The following is a 16612-nucleotide window of genomic DNA, read 5'->3' as shown; positions in this document are numbered from 1 at the left end:
TTCCCCGCCTCAGTCCCACCTCAGTCCCACCTCTCTGACCAATGGAGTTCACGGGTAGCGCCGAGTCGTGCCCAAAGGCTCCTTCATCACCTGGACAAACAGGAGCCAGCCATGGAAGCGACCACCACCGACAAACCCACTCAGGAACGACTCCCGGGCGTTATCCGATTCCTCAACGTCATCGAGAACGTCGGCAACCGACTCCCGCACCCCTTCTGGCTGTTCTGGATCCTGGCAGGAATCCTCGCCGTCCTCAGCCTCGTCCTCTCCGTCATGGGAGTCGGGGTCAACGACCCCGGCACCGGGGAATGGACGCCGGTGAACAACCTGCTCAGCGGCGACGGGATCGCGATGGCGGTGAGCACCTCGCTCGACGCCTACCAGTCCTTCCCACCGCTGATCACGATCATGGTCGTCATCATGGGCGTGGCCCTGGCAGAGCGCACCGGACTCCTCTCCACGGCGATGAAGGTCTCGATCGCACGGGTGCCCGCATCCCTCATCGTCTTCACCGTCGCGTTCATGGGAACGGTCTCCCACGTTGCTTCGGCCGCGGCCTACGTCATCCTCGTCCCACTCGGCGGCATGGTGTTCAAGGCGGTCGGCCGCTCCCCCGTCCTCGGCGTCATCGTCGCGTACACCTCGATCGCCTCGGGATATGACGCCAGCCCGATCCCGACACCCAATGATGCGATCTTCGCAGGAATCACCTCGGCGGCGGCCCACATCATCGATCCCGACTATCTGGTCACCCGATCGGCAACTGGTACTTCAACATCGCCAGCTCAATCCTGTTGGCCATCGTCATCACCATCGTCACCGAGCTCGTGCTCACGAAGCGGCAGAACCTCGAGGCCGACGAGGACGCCGAGCACGAAGACCTCGTCATCACCGACAGGGAACGCTCGGCCCTGCGGTACTCGATGTTCGCAGTGATCGCGATGCTCCTCTTCGTCGTCGTCCTGGTGGTCCCGGACAATGCTCCCCTGCGCGGAGACGGACCAATCGGAGAGTCACCGTTCCTGACCGGCATCGCGTTCATCATCGCCATGCTCTTCGGTGTCGGCGGCATGGTCTACGGGTTCCGTGAGGGCACGATCGAGAAGTTCGCCGACGTCCCCAAGCTCATGAGCCAGGGCATCGTGTCCATGGCCCCGGTCCTCGTCCTGTTCTTCGCGATCGCGCAGTTCCTCGAGTACTTCGAGTGGACGAACATCGGCATGCTGGTTTCCGTGTCGAGCTCGGAACTGTTCACCGGCCTCGGACTGCCCACATGGGTCATCTTCATCCTCGTGCTGCTCGTCCTCTCCGTCGTCAACGTCCTCATCACTTCCGGATCGGCCATGTGGGCGATCATGGCCCCGGTCATCGTGCCGATGCTCATGCTCCTCGACGTCCCGCCTGAGACCTCGCAGGCGATCTTCCGCATCGCCGATTCGGGCTCGACTGCGATCACTCCGATGAGCCCCTACTTCATCCTTGCCCTCGGCTTCATGCAGCGTTATCAGAAGTCCGCCGGCATCGGCACCCTTGCCTCCCACACCCTGCCGCTGGCGGTGTGCATGACGCTCATGTGGAGCCTGCTCTTCTTCCTCTGGTGGGGCCTGGGCATCCCACTGGGCCCCGACGCGCCCGTGCGGTGAACTTCGCCCAGGCTGTAATGTACTCACCTCATTGGCCACGGGTCCGTGCCCTGGACAGACGTTCTGCATCCGGGCCGACCGGCTAGAGCTCAAGTGCCCTTTCAACAGAACCTCGTGAAACTATATGAAGAAAAAGTTATTGACTCGACACATTTGACCGATATACTCGTCGGTAATACCCCGCAGTAACATACATCACAATGCGACGAAAGACGTCACCATGCGATGCTGACATAGCTGTCGGCATCCGGAGGAGGATCAATGAAGTTCCCAAAGCTCGCCAGCAGCATCAGCGCGGTCGGCAAATCCCACGCGGGGCGGATCGCTTTGGTAGCGATTCCTACCGGCGTTGTCTCCGCCATCCTGATGGGTGGGGTTGCTCAGGGTGCAGTACCTGTTTCATTCGCCATATCGGGAAGCCAGTTCAAGATCAGCTCCACACAGCTCGAGGGAACAGATTTCTCCCAGTACAGCGGGTTCGCCAAGGACGCAGAGGGCGGAAAACATTCGGTCGTGACCGCCAACATCGGCAACGCCACGCTCGAAAATCTCTGCCAGTCTGCAGTCGCGGACACCCCGCTGGGCAAGGCGGGCGTTCTCATCAAGGCTGGCGGAAAAGGCGAGCCGGCATCGGCCAAGAACCTGCAGATCGGCATGACCGGGCTCAGGGGCGACGCCGAATTCAAGAACATTCGGATCGGCGTCGACGCATCCGACGTCAACACCAAGGAAAAGGGTTCCAAGGGTGACTTCGCTCAGGACTCCGACACGGTGTCGATCAAGGACCTGAAACAGGACTCGTGGAGCACCACAGCATCGGTCTTCACCCTGAAGGACATGGAGCTGAAGCTCACTGACGGATCCGAGAAGTGCTTCTGATGAGGGAGGCCGCAATCAACGATCAGCAGACCGACAAGCAGGAGGGCGCCGAGCAGCGAACGAGCCTGCTCGCGCTGTCCCGCCGGTCGCGCCGCAACAGCGAGCGCGAGGAGGCCAAGCCCGAATCGACCGTTGAGACGGCCGAGTTCGACGCTGCAACATCCCGTCGTGACGATGCCGGTCGTGAGAATGCCGTGCGCGAAGGAGCTGGTCGTGAGGATGCCCCAAAGCGTCACCGCTTCCGGAACTGGCGTCGGCAGCGCCCCTTCATCGGCGGAGTGCTGGCCGCGCTCGGGGGGATCGAGCTCTTCTTCTCCGGGCAGCTCGACACCGGCAACCTGCAGATCCAGTTCGGCATCGAGGGGTTGCAGGCCACGGTCATTCCGATCGCCCTCGTGGTGCTCGGGCTCTTGGCGATCTTCAGGCCCACGCATCACGTGTTCTACGGGATCATCGCCCTCGTTCTTGCTGTCTACTCGCTCGTCGGGGTCAACCTCGGTGGGTTCATCCTCGGCATGCTGCTGTCCTCCATCGGATCGATCCTCGTGGTCGCCTGGATGGGACCTCGGGCGCCGAAGTCCGATGCTCAAGGCTCGGACGCTCAGGCACCAGCTGCCGGGCGGAGGGAAGACACTCAATCCGCAGGTGAAGAGGGCACTGCATGAGGGCGCCCAGCCGCCGCACGGCGTCGCTCTTGGCGGCAGCAGTCCTCATCGTCCCCTCGGCCGTGGGAGTGACAGCGGCAGCACCCGCTCAGTCGTCCCCGCTGTGCACTCCGCTGCTCGGATGCGAAAGTTCGGATTCGACTGAGCCGGGTTCGGATGACTCGAAGCCCAAGGCACCGATCTCTCCGGAGATTCCTGTGAAGCCGAAGACCCCGGAATCGCCGGGGCCCACGGACGAACCGACGGAGACACCCACAGACGGACCGTCCGAGACACCTACGGACGAACCGACTGAGACGCCGACGGACGAACCGTCAACTGATCCCACTGATCCCGGTGGGTTGGGAGTCAAAGACCCGGACGAGAAGTCGGATGAAGAGCTCAACGGCGACTTCCCGAAGGATGCGCAACTCGATGAGAAGGCTCCGATCTTCACGAAGACTCCCGCGGCAATGGGGTCTGAGTCACTGTCCTTCAAGGGGCTCAGCGGGATCTCGTTCGCAGCTGTTCCGACCGCCGACGGCGGGAAGATCACCACGCTGAAGATCCAGGCCGATGAGATATCAATCTCCGGGTTCTCACTCACGGTGCGCCCGCCGGAGGAGAAGGAAGGACTGTTGACCACTGCTGACACAATGACGCTCAAGGGCGATGTCACGGTGTACATCGGTTCGATCACCGCCACGACGAAGAACGGCGATTCGCTGACCCTGGGTCCCGAGACGCCGCCGACCATGGACGATGTCGAACCGGGACTCCTGCGAGTCACGATGGGATTGGTCGGTTCCACAGCCGATTCGATCAACTACTCGAACACAGACCAGGAGCTCAAGGAAGCCTGATCACACCCGCGTCGACTCGTTCGTCGCAGGCGCGTCATCCAACAGAGGCCCGTCGTTTCCCAGCATTGCGTACTGCTGGGAAACGACGGGCCTCTTCTGTGTGAGGATATTGGTGTCGGGATACGCGGAACTTTTCAGCCCCCCTTCTTCAGCTGTCCTTCTGGGCACGCGCCAGCTTCTTGGCTTTCAGCGAATCCCGCACCTCACGCAGCTTGTCGCGCTTACGACGACGGCCCGCCTCCGCGGCTCTGATCTGCTCCATCGTCGGCTCATGATCACCCATGCCGACCTGCAGCTCGGCGGGTGTGATCTCACGCATGATGCCGACGTCGATGCGCTTGCGCAGCCGCAGAATCTCAAGGCGCAGGATCCGGGACAGGAAGTAGAGCCCCAGCAGGTTGGGGAAGGCCATGAGGAAGAAGATCGCGTCGGAGAACGCGATGACGGACTCCAGCGACATTGAGGCACCGACGATGACGGCCAGGATCCAGAAGACCTGATATGCCTTGTCGGCCTTCTTCGAGTTCCCCGTCAGATACCCCAGGGCCTGTTGACCGTAGTACCCGTAGGCGAGGATCGTCGAGAACGCGAAGAGGACGACGCAGATCGTGAGCAGGAACGGGAACCATCCGGCGACGCTCGCGAAGGCTTCGGAGGTCAGCCCGATTCCGTCTTCGGACGTCGACCCGTAGAGCCCGGTGGTGATGATGGCCAGGGAGGTCAGGGTGCAGATGATGACGGAGTCGATGAGCGGTTCCCACATCGCCACGAAACCCTCGGTTGCCGGCTTCGTCGTCTTCGATGCGGCATGGGCCATACCGGCCGAGCCGACGCCTGCCGCGTTTGAGAACAGGGCACGCTGGATGCCGACGATGGCGACGCCGATGATTCCGCCGGCGACACCGTCGGGGCTGAATGCCCCGGTGAACATCAGCACGAATGCGTGCGGGATCTCGCTGGCATTCATGATGAGGATGACGAGGACGCTGAGGAAGTAGAGGATCGCCATCATCGGGGTGAGTTTCGAGGTCCACTGCCCGATCTTCTTGATTCCGCCGAGTATGACCAATGCGGTCAGCGCTGCGAACACAACACCGATGAGCCACGATTTTCCGTCGAGGAAGCTGCCCTCACCACCGGTGGCCTTGACGAGGATCGAGGCGGCCTGGTTGGCCTGGAACAGGTTGCCCGCTCCGATCACGCCGATGACGGTGGTGGCAGCGTAGAAGACCGCGAGGAACTTGCCCAACTTGGGGCGGCCGATCTCGGCCAGCCCGTCACGCAGGTAGTACATGGGGCCGCCGGAGACTGTCCCGTCGGCATGGACCTTTCGGTACTTCACGCCCAGAGTCGCCTCGGCCATCTTCACGGTCATGGCGAAGAAGCCGAAGATGATGATCCACAGAGCGGCCCCGGGCCCGCCGATGGTGATGGCGACGGCCACACCGGCGATATTGCCCAGGCCCACCGTGCCCGAGAGCTCTGTGGCGAGCGCCTGGAAGCTCGATACCTGACCGGGGTCGGTCTTGCGGGTGAAGCGTCCGCGGATGATTCCGACCGAGTACTTCAACCCTGTGACCGGCTGAAATCTCAGATAGACGGTGAGGAAGACGGCGGCGGCCATGAGCCAGACGACGATGAGCGGAATGGCTAGGTCGCCGATCGTGAGCTCGAAGAAGACGATGTTGCTGAAGGCCTGCGCAATCGGACCGAAGAACGATTCGATCGCCTGGTCGACGCCTGAAGCAGCGATGATGTCTGCGGCTGCCGAAACATCGACAGCTTGGGAAGCTGCGGTCATCCGATCTGCACTGATCGGGGTGGAATCCAGGACTGCGATGTCGTGGATCTGGCCAGAATTTTCAATTATGGGATTCATTCTCACGGGCGCTTGCTAGCGATTCGTCCGGAGGATCGGTCCGGCACCGGCGCCTGAAGACAACCTAGCAAGAACGCCGCAAGCTGTCAGCTAATATTCAGCTTTCAACGATGCCTGGGGCCACCGTGCCGTTTCAGAAATCACCGCGCTCTTCCACAATTCACGGCCGTCCCCGCAGGAAGTGAACGAAGCTGTGTGCAAGTGCCTGATTGATCCGGATCAGATCGGCGTCCGCCTCGGCTGCCTCCGTCGTGATGGACTCATTGGTTTTGCCCTCGGGCAGCCGTAACGGGTCCGAGCTCAGCCACTGCTGAACCTGCGCGGCGTCGGATTCGGGATGGAACTGTGTCCCCCACGCGAATTCCCCGACCCGGTAACCCTGGATCGGAGCATCGGACCCGGTGACCAGGAGTTCACCGCCGTCTGGCAGCTCCATCTCCTCCTGGTGGAAGAGGACCGCCGGAAATGTCTCCCCTGCAATGGCGCAGAACACTGGATCCTCCTCCCCCGCCGAGGTGGTGTGCAGATCGTAGATCCCGATCTGCGGGTGTTCCCGGCGGATGATCTTCGCCGAGGTGGCCGCGGCCAGGAGCTCCCCGCCGAGGCAGATGTTGAAGCTCGGGAACTCCCCCGCCGCCGATCGCTGCAACAGGTCCCTGACCTGGGGCAGCCATGGATTGACGGCGTCCTCGAGCGGCCCGGCAGACCCGCCGAGGACGAGAAGAGCGGCATAGCTGTCAATATCAGCGGAGCCAGCACGCTCAGCAGAGCCGACAAGCTCAGCGGAGCCGTCGAGAGCGGAAGGAATCTCATCGCCGAGGTAGGGACGAACGACAACCACCTCAGCGCCAGCTTCGGTCAGCCACTCGCCGAACCTCTTCGGACCTGTGCCGCACTCATGTTCGATGACCAGGATTCTCACTGCGCTCATGCCGACCATTGTCACCGATGCGAACCGGCGCCGTCGACAAGGTCTCTGATGCGACACTGCGTTGAGGCCGACAGAACAGTGAGGCCCACAACGTGACAGATAGGCAGACGAAGCAGGGTCCGTGCTCAACGATGACGTCGTTGAGCACGGACCCCGGCACCACCTCGGCGGCGGTGTTTGAGTGATTATTCCGAATTGAGATCTGAGCTGCGATCCGAGCGGTGGTCAGCCGTCGATCGACCGAGCTGTGGACGTGGTGACGGCCTTGTCGGCGACGATGGCTTTGCGCAGTGACAGGAAGAGCAGAACCATGCCGACGGAGAGCGCGATGTGTCCGAGTCCGGCGATGCCGGCGATCATGGCGCTGGACTCCTGGCCGAGGACGGTGAGCATGCCGTGCCAGACCATGGTGCCTGTGGTGAGGATGATGCCAGCGTTGTAGGTCCAGAAGAACCAGGAGAACAGCTTGGTGCCTGACAGGCCGAAGACCTTGTCGAGGACGAGGACGATGAGCAGGACGATGAAGCCGAGCGTGAGCAGGTGGGTGTGGACGAGGCTGAGCTGGGTGAAGCCTCCTTCTGGGAAATCGTTGGCCTTGGTGAACTCCCGGTAGAACAGGCCGGAGAGGACGCCGATGATCATGTATGCGAATGCCGCGTTGAATATCTTCTTCATGCTTCTACTTCATCAAGATCCGGCATTCGAATCCTGACCCAGAGGATTGAACTCTTCTCCCAACTTTTGATTGATGTTCCTCCTCACACCCTCAAACTTCCCCACTTCGCAGGAAATCCGGCCCAGTCACGGTTAGCCTGAAAGCATGTCCATGGAGAATCTGTTCGCAAAGATCGACCGCATCGCGGGTGGCAGCAAAGCAGGACTCATCGTTCCTGCCGAAGGGCTCGCCCACCCGAAGACGAAGCGCGCGTTCGCGTGGATCACAGGACTGCTCGCCTTCGAGCTGGTCCTCGGCGTCGGTGCCGTCGTCTTCGCTGTCATCATCGCCCGCGCGGGCGAACCCGTGCCGTTCGCAGTCTGGATGCGTACCGTCGTCGTTCTCGGAATGACCGCCACCCTGTTCTACTTCTTCTGGCGCTCGACGAAGGGCTACTACTGGGGCTACCAGCGACTGCGCCTCTTCGCCCAGATCTTCCGGTGATCACCCTCGTCATGGCGGCCATCCCGGCCTCTATCGGTCTGGATGATCACTGAGCAGATCGTCTTCAGCCTCATCATGATCGGTGTCGGTGATTTCCTCACCAGCGATCATATGCGCGAGGTGTTCCGCAAGCCCGAGAGCTGAGGTTGTGGGTGGGCTGGGCACGTGGGCTGGGGGCGGGCTGGGCTGAGAGCGGCCCGTGGGCTGGGTCAGCCGGCCACGAGCTTGCGAGCCTCCTCCTGGTGGGCCGCGATGAGCGCTTCCTTATCCAGCTGTACCCCGTTGCTGCCGACCGCGTTGCCGTCGAGTACTCGCCATTGACCGGCGACCAGACTCTGTCCGCCTTCGTCCTCTGCGGAGCGGAGAGGCGGACAGAGTCATGGTCGCCGGTCAATGGCGAGTACTCGACGGCAACGCGGTCGGCAGCAACGGGGTACAGCTGGATAAGGAAGCGCTCATCGCGGCCCACCAGGAGGAGGCTCGCAAGCTCGTGGCCGGCTGAGACCCAGCCCACGGGCCGCTCTCAGCCCAGCCCGCCCCCAGCCCACGTGCCCAGCCCACCCACAACCTCAGCTCTCGGGCTTGCGGAACACCTCGCGCATATGATCGCTGGTGAGGAAATCACCGACACCGATCATGATGAGGCTGAAGACGATCTGCTCAGTGATCATCCAGACCGGATAGAGGCCGGGGATGGCCGCCATGACGAGGGTGATCACCGGGAAGATCTGGGCGAAGAGGCGCAGTCGCTGGTAGCCCCAGTAGTAGCCTTCGTCGAGCGCCAGAAGAAGTAGAACAGGGTGGCGGTCATTCCGAGAACGACGACGGTACGCATCCAGACTGCGAACGGCACGGGTTCGCCCGCGCGGGCGATGATGACAGCGAAGACGACGGCACCGACGCCGAGGACCAGCTCGAAGGCGAGCAGTCCTGTGATCCACGCGAACGCGCGCTTCGTCTTCGGGTGGGCGAGCCCTTCGGCAGGAACGATGAGTCCTGCTTTGCTGCCACCCGCGATGCGGTCGATCTTTGCGAACAGATTCTCCATGGACATGCTTTCAGGCTAACCGTGACTGGGCCGGATTTCCTGCGAAGTGGGGAAGTTTGAGGGTGTGAGGAGGAACATCAATCAAAAGTTGGGAGAAGAGTTCAATCCTCTGGGTCAGGATTCGAATGCCGGATCTTGATGAAGTAGAAGCATGAAGAAGATATTCAACGCGGCATTCGCATACATGATCATCGGCGTCCTCTCCGCCTGTTCTACCGGGAGTTCACCAAGGCCAACGATTTCCCAGAAGGAGGCTTCACCCAGCTCAGCCTCGTCCACACCCACCTGCTCACGCTCGGCTTCATCGTCCTGCTCATCGTCCTCGTCCTCGACAAGGTCTTCGGCCTGTCAGGCACCAAGCTGTTCTCCTGGTTCTTCTGGACCTACAACGCTGGCATCATCCTCACCACAGGCACCATGGTCTGGCACGGCATGCTCACCGTCCTCGGCCAGGAGTCCAGCGCCATGATCGCCGGCATCGCCGGACTCGGACACATCGCGCTCTCCGTCGGCATGGTTCTGCTCTTCCTGTCACTGCGCAAAGCCATCGTCGCCGACAAGGCCGTCACCACGTCCACAGCTCGGTCGATCGACGGCTGACCACCGCTCGGATCGCAGCTCAGATCTCAATTCGGAATAATCACTCAAACACCGCCGCCGAGGTGGTGCCGGGGTCCGTGCTCAACGACGTCATCGTTGAGCACGGACCCTGCTTCGTCTGCCTATCTGTCACGTTGTGGGCCTCACTGTTCTGTCGGCCTCAACGCAGTGTCGCATCAGAGACCTTGTCGACGGCGCCGGTTCGCATCGGTGACAATGGTCGGCATGAGCGCAGTGAGAATCCTGGTCATCGAACATGAGTGCGGCACAGGTCCGAAGAGGTTCGGCGAGTGGCTGACCGAAGCTGGCGCTGAGGTGGTTGTCGTTCGTCCCTACCTCGGCGATGAGATTCCTTCCGCTCTCGACGGCTCCGCTGAGCTTGTCGGCTCTGCTGAGCGTGCTGGCTCCGCTGATATTGACAGCTATGCCGCTCTTCTCGTCCTCGGCGGGTCTGCCGGGCCGCTCGAGGACGCCGTCAATCCATGGCTGCCCCAGGTCAGGGACCTGTTGCAGCGATCGGCGGCGGGGGAGTTCCCGAGCTTCAACATCTGCCTCGGCGGGGGAGCTCCTGGCCGCGGCCACCTCGGCGAAGATCATCCGCCGGGAACACCCGCAGATCGGGATCTACGATCTGCACACCACCTCGGCGGGGGAGGAGGATCCAGTGTTCTGCGCCATTGCAGGGGAGACATTTCCGGCGGTCCTCTTCCACCAGGAGGAGATGGAGCTGCCAGACGGCGGTGAACTCCTGGTCACCGGGTCCGATGCTCCGATCCAGGGTTACCGGGTCGGGGAATTCGCGTGGGGGACACAGTTCCATCCCGAATCCGACGCCGCGCAGGTTCAGCAGTGGCTGAGCTCGGACCCGTTACGGCTGCCCGAGGGCAAAACCAATGAGTCCATCACGACGGAGGCAGCCGAGGCGGACGCCGATCTGATCCGGATCAATCAGGCACTTGCACACAGCTTCGTTCACTTCCTGCGGGGACGGCCGTGAATTGTGGAAGAGCGCGGTGATTTCTGAAACGGCACGGTGGCCCCAGGCATCGTTGAAAGCTGAATATTAGCTGACAGCTTGCGGCGTTCTTGCTAGGTTGTCTTCAGGCGCCGGTGCCGGACCGATCCTCCGGACGAATCGCTAGCAAGCGCCCGTGAGAATGAATCCCATAATTGAAAATTCTGGCCAGATCCACGACATCGCAGTCCTGGATTCCACCCCGATCAGTGCAGATCGGATGACCGCAGCTTCCCAAGCTGTCGATGTTTCGGCAGCCGCAGACATCATCGCTGCTTCAGGCGTCGACCAGGCGATCGAATCGTTCTTCGGTCCGATTGCGCAGGCCTTCAGCAACATCGTCTTCTTCGAGCTCACGATCGGCGACCTAGCCATTCCGCTCATCGTCGTCTGGCTCATGGCCGCCGCCGTCTTCCTCACCGTCTATCTGAGATTTCAGCCGGTCACAGGGGTTGAAGTACTCGGTCGGAATCATCCGCGGACGCTTCACCCGCAAGACCGACCCCGGTCAGGTATCGAGCTTCCAGGCGCTCGCCACAGAGCTCTCGGGCACGGTGGGCCTGGGCAATATCGCCGGTGTGGCCGTCGCCATCACCATCGGCGGGCCCGGGGCCGCTCTGTGGATCATCATCTTCGGCTTCTTCGCCATGACCGTGAAGATGGCCGAGGCGACTCTGGGCGTGAAGTACCGAAAGGTCCATGCCGACGGGACAGTCTCCGGCGGCCCCATGTACTACCTGCGTGACGGGCTGGCCGAGATCGGCCGCCCCAAGTTGGGCAAGTTCCTCGCGGTCTTCTACGCTGCCACCACCGTCATCGGCGTGATCGGAGCGGGCAACCTGTTCCAGGCCAACCAGGCCGCCTCGATCCTCGTCAAGGCACCGGTGGTGAGGGCAGCTTCCTCGACGGAAAATCGTGGCTCATCGGTGTTGTGTTCGCAGCGCTGACCGCATTGGTCATACTCGGCGGAATCAAGAAGATCGGGCAGTGGACCTCGAAACTCACCCCGATGATGGCGATCCTCTACTTCCTCAGCGTCCTCGTCATCCTCATCATGAATGCCAGCGAGATCCCGCACGCATTCGTGCTGATGTTCACCGGGGCATTCAGCCCCGACGGTGTCGCCGGCGGAATCATCGGCGTCGCCATCGTCGGCATCCAGCGTGCCCTGTTCTCAAACGCGGCAGGCGTCGGCTCGGCCGGTATGGCCCATGCCGCATCGAAGACGACGAAGCCGGCAACCGAGGGTTTCGTGGCGATGTGGGAACCGCTCATCGACTCCGTCATCATCTGCACCCTGACCTCCCTGGCCATCATCACCACCGGGCTCTACGGGTCGACGTCCGAAGACGGAATCGGGCTGACCTCCGAAGCCTTCGCGAGCGTCGCCGGATGGTTCCCGTTCCTGCTCACGATCTGCGTCGTCCTCTTCGCGTTCTCGACGATCCTCGCCTACGGGTACTACGGTCAACAGGCCCTGGGGTATCTGACGGGGAACTCGAAGAAGGCCGACAAGGCATATCAGGTCTTCTGGATCCTGGCCGTCATCGTCGGTGCCTCAATGTCGCTGGAGTCCGTCATCGCGTTCTCCGACGCGATCTTCTTCCTCATGGCCTTCCCCAACCTGCTGGGGCTCTACTTCCTGTCCCGGATCCTGCGCCTTGAGATTCTGCGGCTGCGCAAGCGCATCGACGTCGGCATCATGCGTGAGATCACACCCGCCGAGCTGCAGGTCGGCATGGGTGATCATGAGCCGACGATGGAGCAGATCAGAGCCGCGGAGGCGGGCCGTCGTCGTAAGCGCGACAAGCTGCGTGAGGTGCGGGATTCGCTGAAAGCCAAGAAGCTGGCGCGTGCCCAGAAGGACAGCTGAAGAAGGGGGGCTGAAAAGTTCCGCGTATCCCGACACCAATATCCTCACACAGAAGAGGCCCGTCGTTTCCCAGCAGTACGCAATGCTGGGAAACGACGGGCCTCTGTTGGATGACGCGCCTGCGACGAACGAGTCGACGCGGGTGTGATCAGGCTTCCTTGAGCTCCTGGTCTGTGTTCGAGTAGTTGATCGAATCGGCTGTGGAACCGACCAATCCCATCGTGACTCGCAGGAGTCCCGGTTCGACATCGTCCATGGTCGGCGGCGTCTCGGGACCCAGGGTCAGCGAATCGCCGTTCTTCGTCGTGGCGGTGATCGAACCGATGTACACCGTGACATCGCCCTTGAGCGTCATTGTGTCAGCAGTGGTCAACAGTCCTTCCTTCTCCTCCGGCGGGCGCACCGTGAGTGAGAACCCGGAGATTGATATCTCATCGGCCTGGATCTTCAGCGTGGTGATCTTCCCGCCGTCGGCGGTCGGAACAGCTGCGAACGAGATCCCGCTGAGCCCCTTGAAGGACAGTGACTCAGACCCCATTGCCGCGGGAGTCTTCGTGAAGATCGGAGCCTTCTCATCGAGTTGCGCATCCTTCGGGAAGTCGCCGTTGAGCTCTTCATCCGACTTCTCGTCCGGGTCTTTGACTCCCAACCCACCGGGATCAGTGGGATCAGTTGACGGTTCGTCCGTCGGCGTCTCAGTCGGTTCGTCCGTAGGTGTCTCGGACGGTCCGTCTGTGGGTGTCTCCGTCGGTTCGTCCGTGGGCCCGGCGATTCCGGGGTCTTCGGCTTCACAGGAATCTCCGGAGAGATCGGTGCCTTGGGCTTCGAGTCATCCGAACCCGGCTCAGTCGAATCCGAACTTTCGCATCCGAGCAGCGGAGTGCACAGCGGGGACGACTGAGCGGGTGCTGCCGCTGTCACTCCCACGGCCGAGGGGACGATGAGGACTGCTGCCGCCAAGAGCGACGCCGTGCGGCGGCTGGGCGCCCTCATGCAGTGCCCTCTTCACCTGCGGATTGAGTGTCTTCCCTCCGCCCGGCAGCTGGTGCCTGAGCGTCCGAGCCTTGAGCATCGGACTTCGGCGCCGAGGTCCCATCCAGGCGACCACGAGGATCGATCCGATCCGATGGAGGACAGCAGCATGCCGAGGATGAACCCACCGAGGTTGACCCCGACGAGCGAGTAGACAGCAAGAACGAGGGCGATGATCCCGTAGAACACGTGATGCGTGGGCCTGAAGATCGCCAAGAGCCCGAGCACCACGAGGGCGATCGGAATGACCGTGGCCTGCAACCCCTCGATGCCGAACTGGATCTGCAGGTTGCCGGTGTCGAGCTGCCCGGAGAAGAAGAGCTCGATCCCCCGAGCGCGGCCAGCACTCCGCCGATGAAGGGGCGCTGCCGACGCCAGTTCCGGAAGCGGTGACGCTTTGGGGCATCCTCACGACCAGCTCCTTCGCGCACGGCATTCTCACGACCGGCATCGTCACGACGGGATGTTGCAGCGTCGAACTCGGCCGTCTCAACGGTCGATTCGGGCTTGGCCTCCTCGCGCTCGCTGTTGCGGCGCGACCGGCGGGACAGCGCGAGCAGGCTCGTTCGCTGCTCGGCGCCCTCCTGCTTGTCGGTCTGCTGATCGTTGATTGCGGCCTCCCTCATCAGAAGCACTTCTCGGATCCGTCAGTGAGCTTCAGCTCCATGTCCTTCAGGGTGAAGACCGATGCTGTGGTGCTCCACGAGTCCTGTTTCAGGTCCTTGATCGACACCGTGTCGGAGTCCTGAGCGAAGTCACCCTTGGAACCCTTTTCCTTGGTGTTGACGTCGGATGCGTCGACGCCGATCCGAATGTTCTTGAATTCGGCGTCGCCCCTGAGCCCGGTCATGCCGATCTGCAGGTTCTTGGCCGATGCCGGCTCGCCTTTTCCGCCAGCCTTGATGAGAACGCCCGCCTTGCCCAGCGGGGTGTCCGCGACTGCAGACTGGCAGAGATTTTCGAGCGTGGCGTTGCCGATGTTGGCGGTCACGACCGAATGTTTTCCGCCCTCTGCGTCCTTGGCGAACCCGCTGTACTGGGAGAAATCTGTTCCCTCGAGCTGTGTGGAGCTGATCTTGAACTGGCTTCCCGATATGGCGAATGAAACAGGTACTGCACCCTGAGCAACCCCACCCATCAGGATGGCGGAGACAACGCCGGTAGGAATCGCTACCAAAGCGATCCGCCCCGCGTGGGATTTGCCGACCGCGCTGATGCTGCTGGCGAGCTTTGGGAACTTCATTGATCCTCCTCCGGATGCCGACAGCTATGTCAGCATCGCATGGTGACGTCTTTCGTCGCATTGTGATGTATGTTACTGCGGGTATTACCGACGAGTATATCGGTCAAATGTGTCGAGTCAATAACTTTTTCTTCATATAGTTTCACGAGGTTCTGTTGAAAGGGCACTTGAGCTCTAGCCGGTCGGCCCGGATGCAGAACGTCTGTCCAGGGCACGGACCCGTGGCCAATGAGGTGAGTACATTACAGCCTGGGCGAAGTTCACCGCACGGGCGCGTCGGGGCCCAGTGGGATGCCCAGGCCCCACCAGAGGAAGAAGAGCAGGCTCCACATGAGCGTCATGCACACCGCCAGCGGCAGGGTGTGGGAGGCAAGGGTGCCGATGCCGGCGGACTTCTGATAACGCTGCATGAAGCGAGGGCAAGGATGAAGTAGGGGCTCATCGGAGTGATCGCAGTCGAGCCCGAATCGGCGATGCGGAAGATCGCCTGCGAGGTCTCAGGCGGGACGTCGAGGAGCATGAGCATCGGCACGATGACCGGGGCCATGATCGCCCACATGGCCGATCCGGAAGTGATGAGGACGTTGACGACGGAGAGGACGAGCAGCACGAGGATGAAGATGACCCATGTGGGCAGTCCGAGGCCGGTGAACAGTTCCGAGCTCGACACGGAAACCAGCATGCCGATGTTCGTCCACTCGAAGTACTCGAGGAACTGCGCGATCGCGAAGAACAGGACGAGGACCGGGGCCATGGACACGATGCCCTGGCTCATGAGCTTGGGGACGTCGGCGAACTTCTCGATCGTGCCTCACGGAAACCCGTAGACCATGCCGCCGACACCGAAGAGCATGGCGATGATGAACGCGATGCCGGTCAGGAACGGTGACTCTCCGATTGGTCCGTCTCCGCGCAGGGGAGCATTGTCCGGACCACCAGGACGACGACGAAGAGGAGCATCGCGATCACTGCGAACATCGAGTACCGCAGGGCCGAGCGTTCCCTGTCGGTGATGACGAGGTCTTCGTGCTCGGCGTCCTCGTCGGCCTCGAGGTTCTGCCGCTTCGTGAGCACGAGCTCGGTGACGATGGTGATGACGATGGCCAACAGGATTGAGCTGGCGATGTTGAAGTACCAGTTGACGATCGGGGTGACAGATAGTCGGGAATCGATGATGTGGGCCGCCGCCGAGGTGATTCCTGCGAAGATCGCATCATTGGTGTCGGGATCGGGCTGGCGTCATATCCCGAGGCGATCGAGGTGTACGCGACGATGACGCCGAGGACGGGGGAGCGGCCGACCGCCTTGAAACACCATGCCGCCGAGTGGGACGAGGATGACGTAGGCCGCGGCCGAAGCAACGTGGGAGACCGTTCCCATGAACGCGACGGTGAAGACGATGAGGGATGCGGGCACCCGTGCGATCGAGACCTTCATCGCCGTGGAGAGGAGTCCGTGCGCTCTGCCAGGGCCACGCCATGATGACGACCATGATCGTGATCAGCGGTGGGAAGGACTGGTAGGCGTCGAGCGAGGTGCTCACCGCCATCGCGATCCCGTCGCCGCTGAGCAGGTTGTTCACCGGCGTCCATTCCCGGTGCCGGGGTCGTTGACCCCGACTCCCATGACGGAGAGGACGAGGCTGAGGACGGCGAGGATTCCTGCCAGGATCCAGAACAGCCAGAAGGGGTGCGGGAGTCGGTTGCCGACGTTCCGATGACGTTGAGGAATCAGGATAACGCCCGGGAGTCGTTCCTGAGTGGGTTTGTCGGTGGTGGTCGCTTCCATGGCTGGCTCCTGTTT

Annotated in this window: 14 protein-coding genes and 5 pseudogenes; 9 read left to right on the top strand and 10 right to left on the bottom strand. The window is 61.9% G+C overall.

Annotated features, from left to right (window positions below):
- Window positions 1-111: 111 nt before the first annotated feature.
- From HX613_RS22955 to HX613_RS02465, 4 genes and pseudogenes are all read left to right on the top strand, one after another.
- A pseudogene (locus tag HX613_RS22955) lies at window positions 112-1643 on the top strand (AbgT family transporter).
- Window positions 1644-1904: 261 nt separating this feature from the next.
- The gene (locus HX613_RS02475; RefSeq protein ID WP_235343908.1) at window positions 1905-2522 is read left to right on the top strand and encodes a DUF6230 family protein; all 618 of its coding nucleotides are present in this window, start codon (window positions 1905-1907) and stop codon (window positions 2520-2522) included.
- Window positions 2522-3187 carry a DUF6114 domain-containing protein gene (locus tag HX613_RS02470; protein WP_235343918.1) on the top strand — a complete coding sequence of 222 codons (666 nt, stop codon included), beginning with the start codon at window positions 2522-2524 and terminating at the stop codon, window positions 3185-3187. The genes HX613_RS02475 and HX613_RS02470 overlap by 1 nt, the downstream gene beginning before the upstream one ends.
- Window positions 3184-4029: a hypothetical protein gene (locus HX613_RS02465; RefSeq protein WP_235343917.1), complete on the top strand. Its 846-nt coding sequence runs from the start codon at window positions 3184-3186 to the stop codon at window positions 4027-4029. Before HX613_RS02470 ends, HX613_RS02465 begins: the two co-directional genes overlap by 4 nt.
- Before the next feature lie 148 nt (window positions 4030-4177).
- Here HX613_RS02465 and HX613_RS02460 read toward each other — a convergent pair whose 3' ends face one another.
- The 3 genes from HX613_RS02460 to HX613_RS02450 form a co-directional block, all read right to left on the bottom strand.
- On the bottom strand, window positions 4178-5908 hold the full coding sequence (locus HX613_RS02460) for an alanine/glycine:cation symporter family protein (RefSeq protein WP_235343916.1): 1731 nt from the start codon (window positions 5906-5908) through the stop codon (window positions 4178-4180).
- A 160-nt stretch (window positions 5909-6068) separates the two neighbouring features.
- Window positions 6069-6839: a type 1 glutamine amidotransferase gene (locus HX613_RS02455; RefSeq protein ID WP_235343915.1), complete on the bottom strand. Its 771-nt coding sequence runs from the start codon at window positions 6837-6839 to the stop codon at window positions 6069-6071.
- Window positions 6840-7064: 225 nt separating this feature from the next.
- Complete coding sequence (locus tag HX613_RS02450; RefSeq protein WP_235343914.1) at window positions 7065-7514, bottom strand: DUF2871 domain-containing protein; 450 nt, start codon at window positions 7512-7514, stop codon at window positions 7065-7067.
- Between the two features lie 145 nt (window positions 7515-7659).
- Between HX613_RS02450 and HX613_RS02445 the strand changes: the two genes are divergently transcribed.
- A complete protein-coding gene (locus tag HX613_RS02445; RefSeq protein WP_235343913.1) occupies window positions 7660-7998 on the top strand; it encodes a hypothetical protein in 339 nt (112 codons plus the stop codon).
- 379 nt (window positions 7999-8377) lie between these two features.
- Complete coding sequence (locus HX613_RS21995; RefSeq protein WP_268826541.1) at window positions 8378-8500, top strand: hypothetical protein; 123 nt, start codon at window positions 8378-8380, stop codon at window positions 8498-8500.
- A 67-nt stretch (window positions 8501-8567) separates the two neighbouring features.
- Here HX613_RS21995 and HX613_RS02440 read toward each other — a convergent pair whose 3' ends face one another.
- Entirely contained in the window at window positions 8568-8717 is a 150-nt protein-coding gene (locus HX613_RS02440) for a hypothetical protein (RefSeq protein ID WP_235343912.1), read from the bottom strand.
- Window positions 8714-9052 carry a hypothetical protein gene (locus HX613_RS02435; RefSeq protein WP_235343911.1) on the bottom strand — a complete coding sequence of 113 codons (339 nt, stop codon included), beginning with the start codon at window positions 9050-9052 and terminating at the stop codon, window positions 8714-8716. Before HX613_RS02435 ends, HX613_RS02440 begins: the two co-directional genes overlap by 4 nt.
- A 145-nt stretch (window positions 9053-9197) precedes the next feature.
- Between HX613_RS02435 and HX613_RS02430 the strand changes: the two are divergent.
- The 3 genes and pseudogenes from HX613_RS02430 to HX613_RS22950 all read left to right on the top strand — a co-directional run bounded on the left by HX613_RS02430 (window position 9198) and on the right by HX613_RS22950 (window position 12534).
- Window positions 9198-9646 (top strand): annotated as a pseudogene (locus HX613_RS02430) (DUF2871 domain-containing protein).
- 319 nt (window positions 9647-9965) lie between these two features.
- The gene (locus tag HX613_RS02425) at window positions 9966-10643 is read left to right on the top strand and encodes a type 1 glutamine amidotransferase (RefSeq protein ID WP_235343910.1); all 678 of its coding nucleotides are present in this window, start codon (window positions 9966-9968) and stop codon (window positions 10641-10643) included.
- 238 nt (window positions 10644-10881) lie between these two features.
- Window positions 10882-12534 (top strand): annotated as a pseudogene (locus tag HX613_RS22950) (alanine/glycine:cation symporter family protein).
- Window positions 12535-12682: 148 nt separating this feature from the next.
- Here the strand turns inward: HX613_RS22950 and HX613_RS02415 are convergent.
- The 5 genes and pseudogenes from HX613_RS02415 to HX613_RS21985 form a co-directional block, all read right to left on the bottom strand.
- Window positions 12683-13183, bottom strand: coding sequence for a hypothetical protein (locus HX613_RS02415; protein WP_235343909.1), 501 nt, complete (start codon window positions 13181-13183; stop codon window positions 12683-12685).
- 356 nt (window positions 13184-13539) lie between these two features.
- Complete coding sequence (locus HX613_RS02410) at window positions 13540-13836, bottom strand: DUF6114 domain-containing protein (RefSeq protein WP_235343920.1); 297 nt, start codon at window positions 13834-13836, stop codon at window positions 13540-13542.
- Between the two features lie 355 nt (window positions 13837-14191).
- Window positions 14192-14809, bottom strand: coding sequence for a DUF6230 family protein (locus HX613_RS02405; RefSeq protein ID WP_235343908.1), 618 nt, complete (start codon window positions 14807-14809; stop codon window positions 14192-14194).
- A gap of 260 nt (window positions 14810-15069) precedes the next feature.
- Window positions 15070-15563, bottom strand: a pseudogene (locus tag HX613_RS21990) (AbgT family transporter).
- 122 nt (window positions 15564-15685) lie between these two features.
- Window positions 15686-16597 (bottom strand): annotated as a pseudogene (locus tag HX613_RS21985) (AbgT family transporter).
- Window positions 16598-16612 lie beyond the last annotated feature (15 nt).

The organism is Brevibacterium sp. UCMA 11754, assembly GCF_021532275.1.
GTDB lineage: Bacteria > Actinomycetota > Actinomycetes > Actinomycetales > Brevibacteriaceae > Brevibacterium.
This window is presented reverse-complemented; position numbering and strand designations above follow the sequence as displayed.

Bases quoted from the DNA above. Each gene is read 5' to 3' on its own strand.
- HX613_RS02445 (WP_235343913.1), top strand. From the start codon at position 7,660: ATGTCCATGGAGAATCTGTTCGCAAAGATCGACCGCATCGCGGGTGGC.
- HX613_RS02435 (WP_235343911.1), bottom strand. From the start codon at position 9,052: ATGTCCATGGAGAATCTGTTCGCAAAGATCGACCGCATCGCGGGTGGC.
- HX613_RS02455 (WP_235343915.1), bottom strand. From the start codon at position 6,839: ATGAGCGCAGTGAGAATCCTGGTCATCGAACATGAGTGCGGCACAGGT.
- HX613_RS02465 (WP_235343917.1), top strand. From the start codon at position 3,184: ATGAGGGCGCCCAGCCGCCGCACGGCGTCGCTCTTGGCGGCAGCAGTC.
- HX613_RS02470 (WP_235343918.1), top strand. From the start codon at position 2,522: ATGAGGGAGGCCGCAATCAACGATCAGCAGACCGACAAGCAGGAGGGC.
- HX613_RS02475 (WP_235343908.1), top strand. From the start codon at position 1,905: ATGAAGTTCCCAAAGCTCGCCAGCAGCATCAGCGCGGTCGGCAAATCC.
- HX613_RS02460 (WP_235343916.1), bottom strand. From the start codon at position 5,908: ATGAATCCCATAATTGAAAATTCTGGCCAGATCCACGACATCGCAGTC.
- HX613_RS02405 (WP_235343908.1), bottom strand. From the start codon at position 14,809: ATGAAGTTCCCAAAGCTCGCCAGCAGCATCAGCGCGGTCGGCAAATCC.
- HX613_RS02450 (WP_235343914.1), bottom strand. From the start codon at position 7,514: ATGAAGAAGATATTCAACGCGGCATTCGCATACATGATCATCGGCGTC.
- HX613_RS21995 (WP_268826541.1), top strand. From the start codon at position 8,378: ATGGTCGCCGGTCAATGGCGAGTACTCGACGGCAACGCGGTCGGCAGC.